15 protein-coding genes are annotated in these 16,047 nt (G+C 71.7%); 6 read left to right on the forward strand and 9 right to left on the reverse strand.

Features of this window, described 5'->3' with window-relative positions:
* Positions 1-272: 272 nt before the first annotated feature.
* Both ACFUJR_RS04630 and ACFUJR_RS04635 read right to left on the reverse strand, forming a co-directional pair.
* Positions 273-1,856: an ABC transporter permease gene (locus tag ACFUJR_RS04630; protein WP_383176440.1), complete on the reverse strand. Its 1,584-nt coding sequence runs from the start codon at positions 1,854-1,856 to the stop codon at positions 273-275.
* Positions 1,853-2,812 (reverse strand): ATP-binding cassette domain-containing protein, encoded by a 960-nt coding sequence (locus tag ACFUJR_RS04635; RefSeq protein WP_383176437.1) that lies wholly within the window; start codon positions 2,810-2,812, stop codon positions 1,853-1,855. The genes ACFUJR_RS04630 and ACFUJR_RS04635 overlap by 4 nt, the downstream gene beginning before the upstream one ends.
* Before the next feature lie 62 nt (positions 2,813-2,874).
* On the opposite strand from ACFUJR_RS04635, the gene ACFUJR_RS04640 reads away from it, so the two are divergent.
* Positions 2,875-3,393, forward strand: coding sequence for a GbsR/MarR family transcriptional regulator (locus ACFUJR_RS04640; RefSeq protein ID WP_383176434.1), 519 nt, complete (start codon positions 2,875-2,877; stop codon positions 3,391-3,393).
* Positions 3,394-3,499: 106 nt separating this feature from the next.
* Here ACFUJR_RS04640 and ACFUJR_RS04645 read toward each other — a convergent pair whose 3' ends face one another.
* The 3 genes from ACFUJR_RS04645 to ACFUJR_RS04655 all read right to left on the reverse strand — a co-directional run bounded on the left by ACFUJR_RS04645 (position 3,500) and on the right by ACFUJR_RS04655 (position 5,186).
* On the reverse strand, positions 3,500-3,778 hold the full coding sequence (locus ACFUJR_RS04645) for a helix-turn-helix domain-containing protein (RefSeq protein ID WP_383176431.1): 279 nt from the start codon (positions 3,776-3,778) through the stop codon (positions 3,500-3,502).
* Positions 3,778-4,275, reverse strand: coding sequence for a DUF2975 domain-containing protein (locus ACFUJR_RS04650; RefSeq protein WP_383176443.1), 498 nt, complete (start codon positions 4,273-4,275; stop codon positions 3,778-3,780). The genes ACFUJR_RS04645 and ACFUJR_RS04650 overlap by 1 nt, the downstream gene beginning before the upstream one ends.
* Positions 4,276-4,379: 104 nt before the next feature.
* Complete coding sequence (locus ACFUJR_RS04655) at positions 4,380-5,186, reverse strand: diacylglycerol kinase (RefSeq protein ID WP_383176428.1); 807 nt, start codon at positions 5,184-5,186, stop codon at positions 4,380-4,382.
* Between the two features lie 142 nt (positions 5,187-5,328).
* Here ACFUJR_RS04655 and ACFUJR_RS04660 point away from each other — a divergent pair, with 142 nt between their 5' ends.
* The gene (locus ACFUJR_RS04660; RefSeq protein ID WP_352190391.1) at positions 5,329-6,612 is read left to right on the forward strand and encodes an adenylosuccinate synthase; all 1,284 of its coding nucleotides are present in this window, start codon (positions 5,329-5,331) and stop codon (positions 6,610-6,612) included.
* 120 nt (positions 6,613-6,732) lie between these two features.
* Here the strand turns inward: ACFUJR_RS04660 and ACFUJR_RS04665 are convergent, their stop codons facing one another.
* Together ACFUJR_RS04665 and ACFUJR_RS04670 are read right to left on the reverse strand one after the other, a co-directional pair.
* Complete coding sequence (locus tag ACFUJR_RS04665; RefSeq protein WP_383176424.1) at positions 6,733-8,613, reverse strand: serine/threonine-protein kinase; 1,881 nt, start codon at positions 8,611-8,613, stop codon at positions 6,733-6,735.
* 38 nt (positions 8,614-8,651) lie between these two features.
* On the reverse strand, positions 8,652-10,175 hold the full coding sequence (locus ACFUJR_RS04670; protein WP_383176421.1) for a substrate-binding domain-containing protein: 1,524 nt from the start codon (positions 10,173-10,175) through the stop codon (positions 8,652-8,654).
* A 165-nt stretch (positions 10,176-10,340) separates the two neighbouring features.
* On the opposite strand from ACFUJR_RS04670, the gene ACFUJR_RS04675 reads away from it, so the two are divergent.
* The 3 genes from ACFUJR_RS04675 to ACFUJR_RS04685 all read left to right on the forward strand — a co-directional run bounded on the left by ACFUJR_RS04675 (position 10,341) and on the right by ACFUJR_RS04685 (position 12,991).
* Complete coding sequence (locus tag ACFUJR_RS04675; protein WP_383176418.1) at positions 10,341-11,282, forward strand: NADP-dependent oxidoreductase; 942 nt, start codon at positions 10,341-10,343, stop codon at positions 11,280-11,282.
* Between the two features lie 148 nt (positions 11,283-11,430).
* Positions 11,431-11,964 carry a MarR family winged helix-turn-helix transcriptional regulator gene (locus ACFUJR_RS04680; RefSeq protein ID WP_383450220.1) on the forward strand — a complete coding sequence of 178 codons (534 nt, stop codon included), beginning with the start codon at positions 11,431-11,433 and terminating at the stop codon, positions 11,962-11,964.
* Positions 11,965-12,106: 142 nt separating this feature from the next.
* The gene (locus ACFUJR_RS04685; RefSeq protein ID WP_383176412.1) at positions 12,107-12,991 is read left to right on the forward strand and encodes a glycoside hydrolase family 19 protein; all 885 of its coding nucleotides are present in this window, start codon (positions 12,107-12,109) and stop codon (positions 12,989-12,991) included.
* Positions 12,992-13,153: 162 nt separating this feature from the next.
* Here the strand turns inward: ACFUJR_RS04685 and ACFUJR_RS04690 are convergent, their stop codons facing one another.
* Together ACFUJR_RS04690 and ACFUJR_RS04695 are read right to left on the reverse strand one after the other, a co-directional pair.
* Positions 13,154-13,657 (reverse strand): MarR family winged helix-turn-helix transcriptional regulator, encoded by a 504-nt coding sequence (locus ACFUJR_RS04690; protein ID WP_383176409.1) that lies wholly within the window; start codon positions 13,655-13,657, stop codon positions 13,154-13,156.
* Positions 13,654-14,280: a DJ-1/PfpI family protein gene (locus tag ACFUJR_RS04695; RefSeq protein ID WP_383176406.1), complete on the reverse strand. Its 627-nt coding sequence runs from the start codon at positions 14,278-14,280 to the stop codon at positions 13,654-13,656. Before ACFUJR_RS04695 ends, ACFUJR_RS04690 begins: the two co-directional genes overlap by 4 nt.
* Before the next feature lie 314 nt (positions 14,281-14,594).
* Between ACFUJR_RS04695 and ACFUJR_RS04700 the strand changes: the two genes are divergently transcribed.
* Positions 14,595-15,956: an aspartate aminotransferase family protein gene (locus ACFUJR_RS04700; RefSeq protein WP_383176403.1), complete on the forward strand. Its 1,362-nt coding sequence runs from the start codon at positions 14,595-14,597 to the stop codon at positions 15,954-15,956.
* The last annotated feature ends 91 nt before the right edge of the window (positions 15,957-16,047 follow it).

Below are 16,047 nucleotides of genomic sequence, written 5' to 3' on the forward strand. Positions count from 1 at the left end.
GCTGTAGCGGCTGTAGTCGTCCGTAGCGGAGTAGCCGGCCGCCGCCGGAGCCGTCCGGAGCCGTCCGGAGCCGTCCGGAGCCGTCCGGAGCGGCAGTAGCAGTCGGTAGCCGTCTGTCGCCGTCGCCGCTGCGGCCGTCGCCGTCTGTCGCCGTCGCCGCTGCGGCCGTCGCTTTCTGTCGCCGTCGCCGCCGTAGCGGCCGCCGACGCCGTAGGACCGTCGTCCCGCGACGCGGGACGACGACCCTAGGGGGCCCGCTGCGGGCCCCGGCGTCAGGACGTCGTGATGTCGCGCTCCCGCAGGCGCCACAGGCCCGTCGCCACCAGCGCAGCCGCGACGGCCGTCAGCGTCCAGACCGGGCCCCATGCCATCTCCTGCCCCGGCAGCTTCGGCAGGTGGCCGAAGGGCGACACGTTCAGGACCGCCTGCGGAAGGTCCAGCGCCGGGCCGATCCACCCCAGCGCCAGACAGAGACCCCCCACCCCCCAGCCCGCCACCGCCGCCCTGGGGAACGCGCCCCACAGCAGCACCGCGAGACCCGCCAGCGTCCAGATCGCGGGGAGCTGGGCCAGCGACGCGCCCAGGATCGGTCCGAGATCACGGCCGTAGGAGACGTACAGGCCGAGCCCGGCCAGCAGCATGATCAGCGCCGCCCCGCCGAAGGCGATCACCAGATGACCCGCCGCCCAGCGCACCCGCCCCACCGCGATCGCCAGCACCGGTTCCGCCCGCTGCGAGGTCTCCTCGCCGTGCAGCCGCAGCACCGATCCGACCGCGTACAGCGCCGCGATCATCCCGAACATGCCGACCATCGTCGCGAGGAACGCGTCGGTCAGGCCGCTCTGACCGCCCATCCGCTCGAAGATCTCCCGAGCCTGCTCGTTGTCGCCCACGATGTCCGCCGCGCCCTCGACGATCCCGCCGAAGACGAGCCCGCCGAGCAGGAAGCCGAGCGACCAGCCGAGCACGGTCCCGCGCTGCAGCCGCCAGGCAAGCGCCCCGGCCGTGCCGAGCCGGCCCTCCGCCGGGCCCGGCCGGGTCGGCAGGAAGCTCATACCCACGTCACGCCGGCCGGCCAGCTCGTACGCCACCGCCGCCTGGACGAGCGCGACCGCCGCGATCAGGAGCAGGACCCACCACCGCTCACCCGCGAAGGCGCGGACGTTCTCGGCCCAGCCGATCGGCGAGAGCCACGTCAGAGCCGAAGAGCCGGAGGCGCTGCCCGCGTCCCCCGCCGCCCGCAGCACGAAGGCCAGACCGAGCACCGCCGACGCCAGGCCCTTGGCGAGCCGCGCGCTCTCCGTGAGCTGCGCGACGATCGCCGCCGCCGTGGCGAAGAGCATCCCCGTACCGCCGACGGCGAGGCCGAGCGCGAGCGCCCCGCCCACCCCCTGCCCCGCGAGTCCGGCGGTGATCAGGAGCGCGACGCCCGTGTTGGCGACGAGCGCGGCCAGGAACGCGGCGGTCAGCGGGGCCCGCCGGCCCACCACGGCCGAGGAGAGCAGCTCCTGACGCCCCGTCTCCTCCTCTTCCCGGGTGTGCCGTACGACGATGATCAGGCTCATCACGGCCGCGAGCACGGCGGCGAAGGTGCCGAACCGCCAGGCCACGAGCCCGCCGAGCGAGTCGCCGAAGACCGGTCCGTACAGCGAGCGCATGGAGCTGTTGGCGGTCATCGACGCGGCCAGCTCGGCGCGTTGCGCCTCGGTCGCGTACAGGCCCCCCAGGGAGCCGACCCCGCTGGCGACCAGACCGCCGGTGACGACGACCCAGATCGGCATCATCAGCCGGTCGCGGCGCAGGGCGAGCCGCGCGAGCGCCCCGGTCCCGGTCAGTTGAACGGCGAGCGTACTCATCGCGCGGTCACCCCGTCCGTACGCGCGTCGTCGGCGTAGTGCCGCAGGAACAGCTCCTCCAGGGTGGGCGGGGTGCTCGTGAGCGAGCGCACCCCCGACTCGGTGAGCGAGCGCAGCACCGCGTCGAGCTTGTCGGTGTCGACCTGGAGCCGCACCCGGTGGCCCTGTACCGCGAGGTCGTGGACACCGGGGAGGTGGGCCAAGCCGTTGGGGACGCCCGCGAGTTCGGCGGTGACGCTGGTACGGGTGAGGTGGCGCAGGTCGGCCAGCGAACCGGTCTCGACCGTCTGCCCCTTGCGGATGATGCTGACCCGGTCGCAGAGGGTCTCCACCTCGCTGAGGATGTGCGAGGAGAGCAGGATCGTCCGCCCGCGTTCGCGTTCCTCCGCCACGCAGCGCTGGAAGACCTCCTCCATCAGGGGGTCGAGCCCGCTGGTGGGCTCGTCGAGGATGAGCAGGTCGACGTCGGAGGCGAAGGCGGCGACGAGGGCGACCTTCTGCCGGTTGCCCTTGGAGTACGTCCGCCCCTTCTTCGTCGGGTCGAGCTCGAACCGCTCGATCAGCTCGGCCCGCCGGACCTTGTCGAGCCCGCCCGCGCTTCGCCCACCGCCCTGCCTGACGCGCCTCTCGCGGCCGCCGTCATGCAGCCGCCCGTACAGGTCGATGACCTCGCCGCCGGAGAGGTTGCGCCAGAGCGTCACGTCACCGGGGACGTACGCGATGCGGCGGTGCAGCTCGACGGCGTCGTGCCACGGGTCCCGGCCGAGGACCTGGGCGGCGCCGGAGTCGGCGCGCAGCAGCCCGAGGAGGACCCGGATGGCCGTGGACTTCCCGGCGCCGTTGGGGCCGAGGAAACCGTGGACCTCGCCGGTCTCGACCGCGAGGTCGAGGCCGTCCAGCGCGTGCGTGCGGCCGAACGACTTGTGCAGCCCGGCCACGGTGATTGCCTTCGTCATGGTTCAGAACGTACGCTGGTTTCACAAACTTGTGAAGTTAAGGAAGCGTATAAAGTTGGGGGATGAGCGAGACGACGACCACCTACAGGGCAGAGGGCGGCGACGAAGGGGCGGTGTCGCGCTTCGTCGAGCGTTTCGCCGCCGAGCTGACCGAGGCCGGGATGCAGCGGATGGCGGCGCGCGTCTTCGCGGCGCTGCTCGCCTCGGAGAGCGCGTCGATGACCTCCGCCGAGCTCGGGGACCGGCTGCGGATCAGCCCGGCCGCCGTCTCCGGGGCGATCCGCTATCTCAGCCAGGTCGGCATGGTCAGCCGCGAACGCGACCCCGGCTCGCGCCGCGACCGCTACGTCCTGCACGACGAGGTCTGGTACGAGTCGCTCACCCGCCGCGACGCGATCCTGACGCGCTGGGAGAAGGTGCTCCGTGACGGCTCGGAGATCCTCGGCGCGGACACGGCGGCGGGGCGCCGGACGGCGGAGACCGCGGCCTTCTTCGAGTTCCTCCAGAAGGAGATGCTGACGATGCTGGACCGCTGGCGCGACCACAAGGCGGCCATGGCGGCGGAGGAACCGAAGGCGTAGGAGGAAGCGGGCGAGCCTGAGGCTCGGGAGCGGGGGCCTCGGGCCCGGGACCGGGTGGACGGGGCGGGCGGGCCTGAGCCTCCCGGGGCTGGGCGCGGCGGCCGGCTCAGGCCTGGGCTTCGGCGGCCTCGGTTGCGGGCTCGGTGGCCTCGGTGGCGGGTCCGGGGTCCGTTTCGGCGTCCCCCGGTGTCCACCGCAGCAGGTCCCCCGGCTGGCACTCCAGTACCTCGCAGAGCGCCGCGAGCGTCGTGAAGCGCACCGCCTTGGCGCGACCGTTCTTGAGCACCGCCAGGTTGGCCGGGGTGATTCCGACGCGTTCTGCCAGCTCGCCGACGGACATCTTCCGCCTGGCCATCATCACGTCGATGTCGACGGTGATCGGCATCAGATCACCTCGTCCAGCTCGGCCCGCATCGCCGTCGCCTCGACATCGCGCGCGACGGCCTGGGCGAGGAGCATGCGCAGGACGAGCACGATCAGCCCGACCCCCAGGATCCCGAGGCCGACTCCGCCGAGCAGGAGAACCACGCCGGGGGCGACGGCCTCGCCGGGCGCCAGGATGGCGCCCAGGGCGAAGACCAGAAGCGCGGCGGCCACGAAGGCGCCGGTGATGACGTCCACGTACCGGAAGGCGGCGTGGGAGAACACCGTCCCGCGTCGCACCATCGTCAGCAGCCGCCAGACGCAGACCAGGACGGTCTGGGCGCACACGACGCCCAGGGCGAAGATCACGATGATCGGGACGCGCAGGTGCGCGAGTTCGCCGCTGGGGTCCTCCGAGTCGAGGAGCATCGCCGGCACGATCACCGTCAGTACGAACACCGAGCCGACGAGCAGCAGCACGAGCACGGCGCGCAGGGCCAGCACCGCGAGTTGTCCCATCATCGCTCCTTCGATCGAGTCACGATGGGAATCTATTGATAATCGATAGGTCTGGCAAGCGGGGAAGGAGCCCGGCGCCTCATGTCGCCCGGGAGTGTCCGCCCTCAGGCCTTCGGCAGGGTCAGCCCCCAGGCCCCTTCCCGCACCGTCCACGTCCGCCTCCGGACCGGGCCCGACACCACCGTGTCCGCGCGGTAGCGGAAGTCAGGGCCCGAGACCGTCAAGGTGCGGGCGTCGGTGTGGATGGGCGGCGCGGAGGGGGGATGGATCGTGATCGCGGCCAGCCCCGCGAGGGATCGCACGCTCACCCCCTCCACCGGCGCGCCCACATCGCTGAGCAGGACGCCGTCCGCCTCCACCCGCAGCCGGTGGACGCGGACGGCGGCCTGTGCCGGGGCGGGGTGGACCAGGGTGCGGACCAGGGACCGGCAGGTGTCCCAGACGGTCGGCGCGGCGGGGGCCGGTACGACCGGGCCCCGCCCCGCGGGGATGCGCAGATCACCCAGGACGACCCCGTCGCTGTCGTCGACGAGCAGGTCGAGCCGGTGCACCGCCCCGTCGAGCACCGCCCGGGCGGCCGTCACCGTGCTGCGCGGCACGCCGAGCGCGTACGCCACTTCCAGGGTGTCGGGCGCGCCGATCGGAACCAGCGACAGCGCCCCGTCCGCGAGGTCACGCTCACGGTGCAGCAGGGTCACCGTCCGTAGCAGCGCACGGTCGTCGCCGACCACGACGGGACGCCGGGAGCCCCGGCGGGCAAGGGCCCGGGAGAATTCCTCCGGGCTGTCCGGAAGACAGATCTTCGTCTCCGCTCCCGCACACAACACATCTTTCGCGATCCGTACGGACTCGCCGTCACTTCGGCGGGCGACCGGGTCGATGACCACCAGCAGCTGGTCGTGAGCCGACACCTCGGTCCTTCCTCGGGTAGCATCTTTGTGCAAGAGCCCCTTGCGCTATTGCGCCAGGGGCTTCGTCTATTCCGGGGCACACCGGTGAGGCGGCCTCGGCCCCTGACCTTGGACATGCCCCACCCGGAAGGGGTGTACGCCTGTGCCCGCACTTGTGCTGCTCGGTGCTCAGTGGGGTGACGAGGGCAAGGGAAAGGCCACCGACCTCCTCGGTGGATCCGTTGACTATGTAGTGCGCTACCAGGGCGGCAACAACGCCGGCCACACCGTCGTCGTCGGCGACCAGAAGTACGCGCTGCATCTTCTCCCTTCCGGAATCCTCTCCCCGGGGTGCACCCCGGTGATCGGAAACGGAGTCGTCGTCGACCCGGCGGTCCTGCTCTCCGAGCTGAGCGGACTGAACGAGCGAGGCGTCGACACGTCGAAGCTCCTGATCAGCGGCAACGCGCATCTGATCACCCCGTACAACGTCACCCTCGACAAGGTGACGGAACGGTTCCTCGGCAAGCGCAAGATCGGCACGACGGGGCGCGGCATCGGCCCGACCTACGCCGACAAGATCAACCGCGTCGGCATCCGGGTCCAGGACCTGTACGACGAGTCGATCCTCACCCAGAAGGTCGAGGCGGCGCTCGAGGGCAAGAACCAGCTTCTCGCCAAGCTCTACAACCGCCGCGCCATCGACGCCGCGCAGATCGTCGAGGAGATGCTCCAGTACGCGGAGCAGATCAAGCCGTTCGTCGCGGACACCACCCTGATCCTGAACAACGCGCTCGACGAGGACAAGGTCGTGCTCTTCGAGGGCGGCCAGGGCACGCTCCTGGACGTCGACCACGGCACGTACCCCTTCGTCACCTCCTCGAACCCGACCGCGGGCGGCGCCTGCACCGGTGCGGGCGTGGGTCCGACGAAGATCAGCCGGGTCATCGGCATCCTCAAGGCGTACACGACCCGTGTCGGCGCCGGTCCGTTCCCGACGGAGCTCTTCGACGCGGACGGCGAGGCGCTGCGCCGCATCGGCGGCGAGCGCGGTGTCACCACCGGCCGTGACCGCCGCTGCGGCTGGTTCGACGCGGTCATCGCGCGGTACGCGACCCGGGTCAACGGCCTGACGGACTTCTTCCTCACCAAGCTCGACGTGCTGACGGGCTGGGAGCAGATCCCGGTCTGCGTCGCGTACGAGATCGACGGCAAGCGCGTCGAGGAGCTGCCGTACTCGCAGACCGACTTCCACCACGCGAAGCCGATCTACGAGATGCTGCCGGGCTGGTCCGAGGACATCACCAAGGCCCAGACCTTCGCGGACCTGCCGAAGAACGCGCAGGCGTACGTGAAGGCGCTGGAGGAGATGTCGGGCGCACCGATCTCGGCGATCGGCGTGGGCCCGGGCAGGACCGAGACGATCGAGATCAACTCGTTCCTGTAGGCGCTCAGGCGCTCAGGCGCTCAGGTGTTGCGGGTGTGCCCCGGTGCCGGATTCGGCACCGGGGCACAGTCGTCTGCCGGCCGCCTCCGGTGACCCGGGAGGCCCGGGAGGCCCGGGCCGCTAGAGGCGGTAGTACTCGCCCGGCTCCCCGTCCGTCATCGGGAAGACCAGCAGCCGGTCCCGTCCCTTGAAGCGGTCGACCGCCAGGTAGCCGGAGATGCCGGCCCGCTCGCAGTCGCGGTCCGAGGCGTCGGGGACCGCGGTCGCCGGTCCGACGACCAGCGGCGTTCCGGAGCCGGCGAGGATCGCCGTGAAGGTGCAGACGAGCGAGTCGGGCGTCGGGTTGCCCTCGTCGTCGGTGCGCGGATAGACGTGCACCCGGCGGAAGGCGGCGGCACCCACGGGGCCCTGGGTGATGGTCACCTCGTCGCTGTAGCGGTCGCGGTTCTCGCCGTAGATCAGCGGGTCGTTCTCCATCTTCCACCGGCCGACGAGCCGCTCCGGGACGACGCTTGTGCCCGTCCCCGCCTTGCGGAAGGTGGCCTTCGCGGCTCCGGAGGACCACTCCAGGACGTCGGGGGAGCGCAGGGTGAGCGTCTGGTGCGGGGCGGGGGTACAGCGCTGGGCGGGGACGCTCGTCGTGACGTCGGACTCGCCGAGGACCACCTTGTCCTCGTCGGCGGAGACGAGCCGCGAACGGCCCATGCACAGCCGCTCCTCGCTCACCTGGACGTAGACGGCGACCTTGGCGCCCGCGGCTCCCTGGCCGATCTCGATCCGGGCGGTCTCGCGGGGGTGGTCGGCCGAACCGCTCTGGACCCCCTCCCAGGCGCCCAGGAACGCGGCCGCCACGATCCCCGACGGGCGCGCGGACACATCGCCGGTCTGTCCGGCGGCGCTCTGTCCGGCGGCACGGTTCTTCTGCTCGTCGCGGCCCGTGCCCGGGTCCGGCCAGAAGACGTACGTGAGCGTGACCGCCGCGGCGACGACGAGGGCCGTGGCCGCGGCGATCAGGCCGCCGCGCCGCCGCTTGGGGGCCTTCGGGGCGGGCGGGTGAGTGGGATCGCCGGGGCCGGTCCTGGCAGTGCCGTCGGCGGCGACGGCCGAGGTGGTCGCCTCCGCCTCCAGGACCCGCGCGGCGTGACGGCCGAGGCGGGCCAGCACCTCCGCCGGCAGCCAGGGGTCGGCGACCGTGATCGTCTCCACCAGCTCGGCGGCCGTGGGGCGGGCGGCCGGGTCCTTGGCGAGGCAGGCCCGGACCAGACCGGCCAGTTCGGAGGGAAGCTCCCCCAGGTCGGGTTCGTCGTGGGCGATGCGGAACATCGTGGCGTGGACACCGCTGTCGGCCGTACCGAACGGAGCCTGGCCCGTCGCCGCGTAGACGAGGACCGAGCCCAGGCAGAAGATGTCCGAGGCCGCGGTCAGTTTCTCGCCGCGTACCTGCTCGGGCGACATGAAGCCCGGCGAGCCGACCACGGCGCCGGTGCTGGTCAGCCCGCCGTCGGTGACCGTCTCCACGGCGCGGGCGATACCGAAGTCGATGATCCGCGGACCGTCGACGGTGAGCAGCACGTTGGACGGCTTCAGGTCGCGGTGGACGAGCCCGGCGGCGTGCACATGGGTCAGCGCCCGGGCGAGCCCGGAGGCGAGCGTACGTACCGTCGCGGCCGGCAGCGGTCCGAACTCCTCGCCCACCACGGCCCGCAGCGACGGTCCCGGGACGTAACCGACCGCCACCCAGGGGGACTCGGCCGCCGTGTCCGAACCGAGGACCGGGGCCGTGCCGGTGCCGCCGACCTGTTCCAGCGCTGCGACCTCGCGGGCGAACCGGCGCCGGAACTCGTCCCGGGCGGCCAGCTCCGCGTGCACGACCTTCACCGCCACCGTCCGGCCGCCCGCCGAACGGGCGAGGAACACCCGGCCCATCCCGCCGGCGCCCAGCCGTCCGAGCAGACGGAACGGGCCGATGCTGACCGGGTCTTCCGCGTTCAATGGCTCCACGTCGGAAGAGGATGCCAGACCGCCTCGGAGGTGGGGCGTCATCCTTCGCCGCAGATCCGCAGACCCTTGGGTGTCGCGCAGGGCAGATGCCCGTGGGTACGGATCACGTCCTGGCCGCTGCCCTGGCTCAGGTAGGCGAGAAAGCTGGAGGTCAGCGAGTCGGCCGGGGGCTCGCCCCAGGTGTAGGCGTACTCGATCTCCCGGTACGGGTAGGTCGATTCGCCGATCTCGTCCACGTCGGCCATCCGGCCGTCGATGGCGACCCGGTGCAGGCCCTTCAGCCCGCTCGCGGCGCGGAGTTCGGTGTAGCCGACGGCTCCCGGCAGCCTGGCGACCGTCGACAGCACCTGGTCCGTGCTGTCGAGTTCGCAGCGCACCACCGGGGACTCCGGGTCGTCCTGGTTCTGGCAGTCCCGGGAGGAGTTCCCGGGCTCGTTGCGGCCGAGAACCCGGCGCTGGAAGACCTCCCGCGTGCCGGAGTTGGCGTCCCGGCTGACCAGCCGCACCGGTACGTCCGGGCCGCCCGGTATCTCGCTCCAGTTGGTGATCCGGCCCTGGTAGAGGCTCCGGACCTGGTCGAGGGTGAGGTCGGTGACCGGTATCCCGTCGTGGACGACGAGGGTGAAGAGGGAGACGGCGACCATGCTCTCGCGCAGCTGCGGGTAGCCGCCGGGCTTCTGGCCGTCGGAGAGCGCGACGACGGCCGGGGAGCCCTTCCCGGCATCGGCGCCCGCCGCCGCCAGCTCCCTGATGCCCGCCGTCGAGCCGTGGGCGTCGACAACGACGGTGGACCCCTCACAGTCCCTCTCGTACTTCTGCGCCAGCTCGCGCACCGCCGGGGCGAACGCGGTGGAGCCGGTGACCGTCAGGGTGCCCCGGGCGCAGCCGATGGGCGGCGGGTTGTCGCTGCGGACGATGATGGTGGCGAGGGTGACCACGCAGGCGGCGAGGATGAGGGAGATGTTCCGGGCGGCGGGGCTGAAGGTCGGTGCCTTGTCGTCGACGCTCATGCTCTCGTTGCGGTGGATGTCCACCACGTCACGCGTGCCGGTGATCCGGATCGCGCGCTCGGTGACGCTGCCGGAGAGCAGGACGAGCAGCTTGAAGTACTGCTTGCGCTCCAGCGACACCTTGGGCATCAGGACGGAGTCGCCGTCCTTGCGCAGCCCGTGCCCGGTCGCCATGTCGTTCCGTACCGGCTCGAACTCCCGCGGGATCGTGGCGACGACCGCCTGGACCGTTCTGTTCCCGAAGGTGATCTTCAGGCCCTCGGGTTCGCTGGACTGCGCGTAGTCCCCGTGGTTGATCTCGCGCAGGCCGTCGTTCTCGATCCGGAGGAGGACCAGGGTGGAACCGTTGGCATCGCCGAGGTCGCCGTCCCGCAGCGTGAGGTCGCCGACGGTCTCGTCCGCCATGTGCAGGGGCGTGTTGAGCTGCACGCGGTATCCCAGCCGCCTGCCCCGCTGCATGAAGCGCTCGTAGGCGACGACACCGGCGGAGACGAGGACACCGAGGAGCGCCGTGACCACGGCGATGACGTTCTCTGCGGTAACCCAGTCCACGAGCGAGACGGTACGGACGCGTGTGCGGTTCTGTGGGTGAGGTCGTTTCCCGCCATCAGGTGTTCTTCCTTCGTTCAGGTCGCTACGGGTTGGCCGCCTATCTGTTGCCGGGGGTGTGGACCGTGGGTGTAATGGCCACCAGGGGGCCCGTCGGAGAGGAACCCCATGCGTGTCGTCGAAGTGACCGCCTACGGTGGCCCTGAGGTCCTGAGGATGGCCCGCCGGCCCGAGCCCGAGGCCGGGGACGTCCCGGGACGTGTCCGCGTGCGTCTGAAGGCGGCCGGTGTGAACCAGGCGGACCTGCGGATCCGCGCCGGCCGGTACCCCGGTCATGTGGGTGATCTCAAGCCTCCTTTCGTGCTCGGTACGGACTTCGCGGGCAAGCTGATGGACCCGGTGCCCGGCATGCCCGCCGGGACCCGCGTGGCCGGTTTCGTGCCCTGGTTCGAGGAGCTGACGGGCGAGGGGACGTACGCCGAGGTCCTGCGGGCCGCCCCGGAGTGGCTGGCCCCGATCCCGGACGAGGTGGACTACACGGTGGCCGCCTCCGTCCCGCTGGCCTCCGCCACCGCCCAGCAGGGTCTCGACCGGCTCGCGCTCCCAGCGGGGGCGACGCTGCTCGTGACCGGCGCGAGCGGGGTGGTGGGCCGTCTCGCCGTCCAGTACGCCGCAGCGGCCGGATTGCGGGTGGTGGCCGTCGCCCACGAGGGTGACGAGCGTGAGCTGAAACTCCTGGGCGCGGAGCACAGCGTCGAGCGGGGCACGCCGGAGGAGGTGGTCGCGCGGGTGGTCGCCGCCGTCCCGGAGCGGGTGGACGCCTGCTTCGACGGGGCGTTCCACGCGGCCCCGGCCCTCGCCGCGGTGAAGGACGGGGGCGCCTTCATCGCCCTCGCCGCCGACCGGACGCCCGCCGCCGAGCGGAACATCCGCGTCGAGACCGTGCGCGGCCGGCCCGACGCCGCCCGGCTGAAGGAGACCCTGGAGAAGGTGGCGGCCAGGGAGCTGATCACCCGGGTGGCCGACGTCATGCCTCTGGAGGAAGTCGCGGAGGCCCACCGCAGGGCGGAGGCGGGCCACCGGCCCGGCCGCATCATCCTGATGATCTGAACACCCACACTCTCCACCCCTCACCCCTCACTTCAGCCGTGGCGGCCGCCCAGCAGCGACCGTCACGGCTCCGTTCATCGAGCTAACGTTTACGACACTAACGAAGCTATATCGTTCGGCGCCCTAACGCAAGGGGTAATCTGCGCGCATGACGACGGACGACGCGGGCGCCGAAAGTGCCGAAAGGGCCGAGGGCGCCGAAAGGGCCGAGGGTGCCGAAAGGGCCGAGGGTGCCGAAAGCGCCGAGATGGACGAACAGCAGACCCCGGCCCGCCTCCGCGGCCTGCCCAGCCGCCTCCTGAACATGGCCGCCGCGCGGGCGGACCGCCTGGTCGCCGCGAGCTTCGCGGAGCAGGACGCCCGCAAGTGGCACTACGCGGTCCTCGCCGCGCTCGACGACGGCGGCTCGACCAGCCAGGCCGGCCTGAGCCGCCGCACCGGGATCTACCGCAGCGACCTCGTCGCCGTCATCAACGAGCTCTCCGAGCGCGGCCACGTCGAGCGGACTCCCGACCCCGACGACCGCCGACGCAACGTCATCACCATGACCGAGCACGGCCGTCGGCATCTGGAGCGTCTCGACGAGGTGCTGACCGAAGCGCAGGACGAGCTGATGGACGGCCTGACGACGCTCGAACGGGAGCTGCTGACCAGCCTGTTGGAGCGCATGCTGCGAAGCTGAGCGACGCTCGCGGCCCACGCCGCCCGGTGGGGACGGCGCCGGCGCGCAGTGGACCGGTCGCCGCCCCGAGTGTTGGTCTAGACCTTGACAGGTTCAGACCAAGGACGCTTCGCTGGGCTCTCCCCCACCGAAGGGCGAGCGCATGTTGCGACGTCTGCTGATTCTTGTGTCCGCACTCTGTACGGCCGTCGGACTGGCCGTCTTCCTCCCCGCCACGACGGCCGGTGCCGCACCCGCCTGCGTGGGCGGCTGGAACTCCTCCAGCGTCTACACGGGCGGGATGACCGCCTCGTACAACGGCCACAACTGGTACGCCAAGTGGTGGACCCAGAACGAACGGCCCGGCACGTCGGACGTCTGGCGCGACGAGGGCGCCTGCGGGGGCGGCACCACCCCGCCGCCCACCTCCGGATTCGTCGTCTCCGAGGCCCAGTTCAATCAGATGTTCCCGAGCCGGAACTCCTTCTACACGTACAGCGGCCTCACGGCGGCCCTCGGCGCCTACCCCGCCTTCGCCACCACCGGCGGTGACACGGTGAAGAGGCAGGAGGCCGCCGCCTTCCTCGCCAACGTCCATCACGAGACCGGCGGCCTGGTCCACATCGTGGAGCAGAACACCGCCAACTACCCGCACTACTGCGACTGGAGCCAGTCCTACGGCTGCCCCGCCGGCCAGGCCGCGTACTACGGCCGCGGCCCGATCCAGCTCTCCTGGAACTTCAACTACAAGGCCGCCGGTGGCGCCCTCGGCATCAACCTCCTGGCCGACCCCTGGCGCGTCGAGCGCGAGTCGGCCGTCGCCTGGAAGACCGGCCTCTGGTACTGGAACACCCAGAACGGCCCTGGCACGATGACCGGCCACAACGCCATGGTCAACGGCGCCGGCTTCGGCCAGACGATCCGTTCGATCAACGGTGCGCTGGAGTGCGACGGCAAGAACCCGGCACAGGTCCAGAGCCGGGTGACGAAGTACCAGCAGTTCGCGCAGATCCTGGGCGTGCCGACGGGCGCGAACCTTTACTGCTAGTCCTCCTGCTTCCCCGGGCGGGGGTCAGGACCCGGACGGCGGGCTCCACAGGCGACTGTGGGCCCGCGTTCGTCCGGCTGTACGTGGAGGACGCGGAGGCCACGCACCGTCAGGCCGCCGCGACGGGCGGCACGTCGGTCACCGAGGTGACGGACCCCGTCCTCACTCGGGCGACGGAGTACGCACAGGGGGCCATGTACCGACCGGAGGAGCCGGGTCGCTCCCGCTGACCTCCTCCAGCGCGCGGGAGAGCCGCTCCAGGACCCGTGCGGTCTCGTCGAACTCGGCCTGGCCGCCGAGGGCGTCCGCGAGCCGGGCCGCGAGGTCCGCGTGGCCGGGGGCGAGCCGCTCGACGGCCGCGAGGCCCTCGGCGGTCGGCGTGAGGAGCTTGGCGCGCCGGTGGGCCGGATTGGGCTCGTACACGGCGAGACCCCGCTCGACCAGGAGGTCCGCGATCCGCTGGACGCTCTGACGGGTGATGCCCATGGTGCGGGCGATGCCCGCGACGGGTTGCGGGGCGCGGAGTGCGGCTCCGAGGACCTGCCACCAGGCGGCGGTGAGGCCCACGGGGCGGGCCAGTTCCTCCGAGACGGCGAGGAACTGGCCGTTGAGCCGGAAGACGCCGAGCGCGGTGCGGGTGAGGGCGTCCTGCTGCTCCCGGCTCACGACGGCTCTTCCTCCGCGTTGAGCAGCTCGTACGCCGCCGCGTCCGAGTCGTGGAAGAGGCGGTACCAGGCGTCCAGCCTGGTGCCGTCGAAGGCGCCCATGGTGCCGAGCACCTCGCGGGCGAAGGCGACCGGTTCGGTCGGCCCGGCGGTGATGAGGTCGCCGACGCCGTCGACGCCCTTGTCCGTGACAGCGTCGGCGTCGACGTACTGGTCGCCGCCCTGGTAGCCGGTGGCCGCCAGGTAGTACGAGATGGCGCTCGTGTGGGCGCGGTCGTCGAGGAGACCTTCGCGGGCGAGCCCCGCCGTGGCGCCGCAGATGGCGGCGACGGGCACGCCGCCGTCGAGGAGGCGGCGGGCAGCGGCGGCGAAGGGGGCGAGGTCGTCGCTCGTGTCCCAGAGGTCGGCGCCCGGGAGCACCAGGAGCGCGCTGTCCTCGGGCCTGAGGTCTGCGAGGGAGAGGTCGGGGAGGATCCGGGTCCCGCCGATGGTGGTGACGGGCTTCTCGGCGACGGGGCCGACGGTCATGACCGTGAAGCCGGAGCGGGCGAGCCAGGCGGTGGCGTGACCGGTCTCCCAGTCGGCGAGGGTGTCGTAGACGGCGAGGTGGACGGTGCGGGGCATTTCGGGGCCTCCAGCGTGATGTCGGTGCCGGTCCTTGTATGACAGAAGACTGTCAGATCGACAGAATGCTGTCAACTATGGAAGGGGGGCGTGGGCGCGCCGCACGGACCGCGAGCCGGGGAGTCCGGGGAGTCCGGGCGTATACGGGAGTCCGGGGAGTCCGGGCGTGCGGGCGTGCGGGTGTGCGGGCGTATCCGGGCGTGCGGGCGTATACGGGTGTACGGGACGGGGACGGCAACCTGTCTGGTCCGTGTCGGTCTCGGTGGACAAGATGGTCATGGCCGCTCCGACCTGCGCGTCCTTACCCTGGAGCCATGACCCCTCATGTCGAACCCGACCCCCAGGCCGGCGCGGCCGTGAAGGCCGCTGACCGCGCGCACGTGTTCCACTCCTGGTCCGCCCAGGGCCTGATCGACCCGCTCGCCGTCGCCGGCGCCGAGGGTTCGTACTTCTGGGACTACGACGGCAACCGCTACCTCGACTTCACCAGCGGCCTCGTCTACACCAACATCGGCTACCAGCACCCGCGCGTGGTCGCCGCCATCCAGGAACAGGCCGCGAAGCTCACCACCTTCGCGCCCGCCTTCGCCATCGACGTACGCTCCGAGGCCGCACGCCTCATCGCCGAGCGCACCCCCGGCGACCTGGACAAGATCTTCTTCACCAACGGCGGCGCGGAGGCCGTCGAGAACGCCGTACGGATGGCCCGGCTGCACACCGGCCGTCACAAGGTGCTCTCCGCCTTCCGCTCGTACCACGGCGCCACCTCCACCGCGATCAACCTGACCGGCGACCCGCGCCGCTGGGCCTCCGACACGGGCTCCGCGGGCGTCGTGCGCTTCTGGGCTCCGTTCCTCTACCGCTCGCCGTTCTACGCGACGACCGAGGAGCAGGAGTGCGAGCGCGCCCTCGCCCACCTCGAGGACACCATCGCCTTCGAGGGTCCGGCCACCATCGCCGCGATCATCCTGGAGACCGTCCCCGGCACCGCCGGCATCATGACCCCGCCGCCCGGCTACCTCGCCGGAGTCCGTGAGATCTGCGACAAGTACGGCATCGTCTTCGTCCTCGACGAGGTCATGGCGGGATTCGGCCGCACCGGCAAGTGGTTCGCCGCCGAGCACTTCGACGTCGTGCCCGACCTGATGACCTTCGCCAAGGGCGTGAACTCCGGTTACGTGCCGCTCGGCGGTGTCGCCATCAGCGAGAGGATCGCCGCGACCTTCGACAAGCGGCCGTACCCGGGCGGACTGACCTACTCCGGTCACCCGCTCGCCTGCGCCGCCGCCGTCGCCACCATCCAGGTGATGGAGGACGAGAAGGTCGTCGAGCACTCCGCCCGCATCGGCGAGACCGTCCTCGGCCCCGGCCTGCGCGAACTCGCCGAGCGTCACCCCTCGGTCGGTGAGGTCCGCGGCATGGGTACGTTCTGGGCGCTCGACCTCGTCAGGAACAAGGAGACGCGCGAGCCGCTCGTCCCGTACAACGCGGCGGGCGAGGCCAACGCCCCCATGGCGGCCTTCGGCGCGGCGGCCAAGAAGCACGGCCTGTGGCCCTTCATCAACATGAACCGCACCCACGCCGTGCCCGCCTGCAACGTCTCCGAGGCGGAGGCCAAGGAGGGCCTCAGCGCCCTCGACGCGGCGCTCTCGGTGGCCGACGAGCACACCGCGTAGGAGGCACCCGCGGAAGCGGTCCGCCCGCGCAGCGCACGCGCGGGCGGCGTTAGAAGCGTCACGGAGTCGGACCCTTCGTCTGGTCTAGGGT

The organism is Streptomyces sp. NPDC057271 (assembly GCF_042668715.1).
GTDB lineage: Bacteria > Actinomycetota > Actinomycetes > Streptomycetales > Streptomycetaceae > Streptomyces.

Coding starts and splice junctions, on each gene's coding strand:
- ACFUJR_RS04630 (WP_383176440.1), bottom strand. CDS start 1,856: ATGAGTACGCTCGCCGTTCAACTGACCGGGACCGGGGCGCTCGCGCGG.
- ACFUJR_RS04635 (WP_383176437.1), bottom strand. CDS start 2,812: ATGACGAAGGCAATCACCGTGGCCGGGCTGCACAAGTCGTTCGGCCGC.
- ACFUJR_RS04640 (WP_383176434.1), top strand. CDS start 2,875: ATGAGCGAGACGACGACCACCTACAGGGCAGAGGGCGGCGACGAAGGG.
- ACFUJR_RS04645 (WP_383176431.1), bottom strand. CDS start 3,778: ATGCCGATCACCGTCGACATCGACGTGATGATGGCCAGGCGGAAGATG.
- ACFUJR_RS04650 (WP_383176443.1), bottom strand. CDS start 4,275: ATGGGACAACTCGCGGTGCTGGCCCTGCGCGCCGTGCTCGTGCTGCTG.
- ACFUJR_RS04675 (WP_383176418.1), top strand. CDS start 10,341: ATGCGTGTCGTCGAAGTGACCGCCTACGGTGGCCCTGAGGTCCTGAGG.
- ACFUJR_RS04680 (WP_383450220.1), top strand. CDS start 11,431: ATGACGACGGACGACGCGGGCGCCGAAAGTGCCGAAAGGGCCGAGGGC.
- ACFUJR_RS04685 (WP_383176412.1), top strand. CDS start 12,107: ATGTTGCGACGTCTGCTGATTCTTGTGTCCGCACTCTGTACGGCCGTC.
- ACFUJR_RS04695 (WP_383176406.1), bottom strand. CDS start 14,280: ATGCCCCGCACCGTCCACCTCGCCGTCTACGACACCCTCGCCGACTGG.
- ACFUJR_RS04700 (WP_383176403.1), top strand. CDS start 14,595: ATGACCCCTCATGTCGAACCCGACCCCCAGGCCGGCGCGGCCGTGAAG.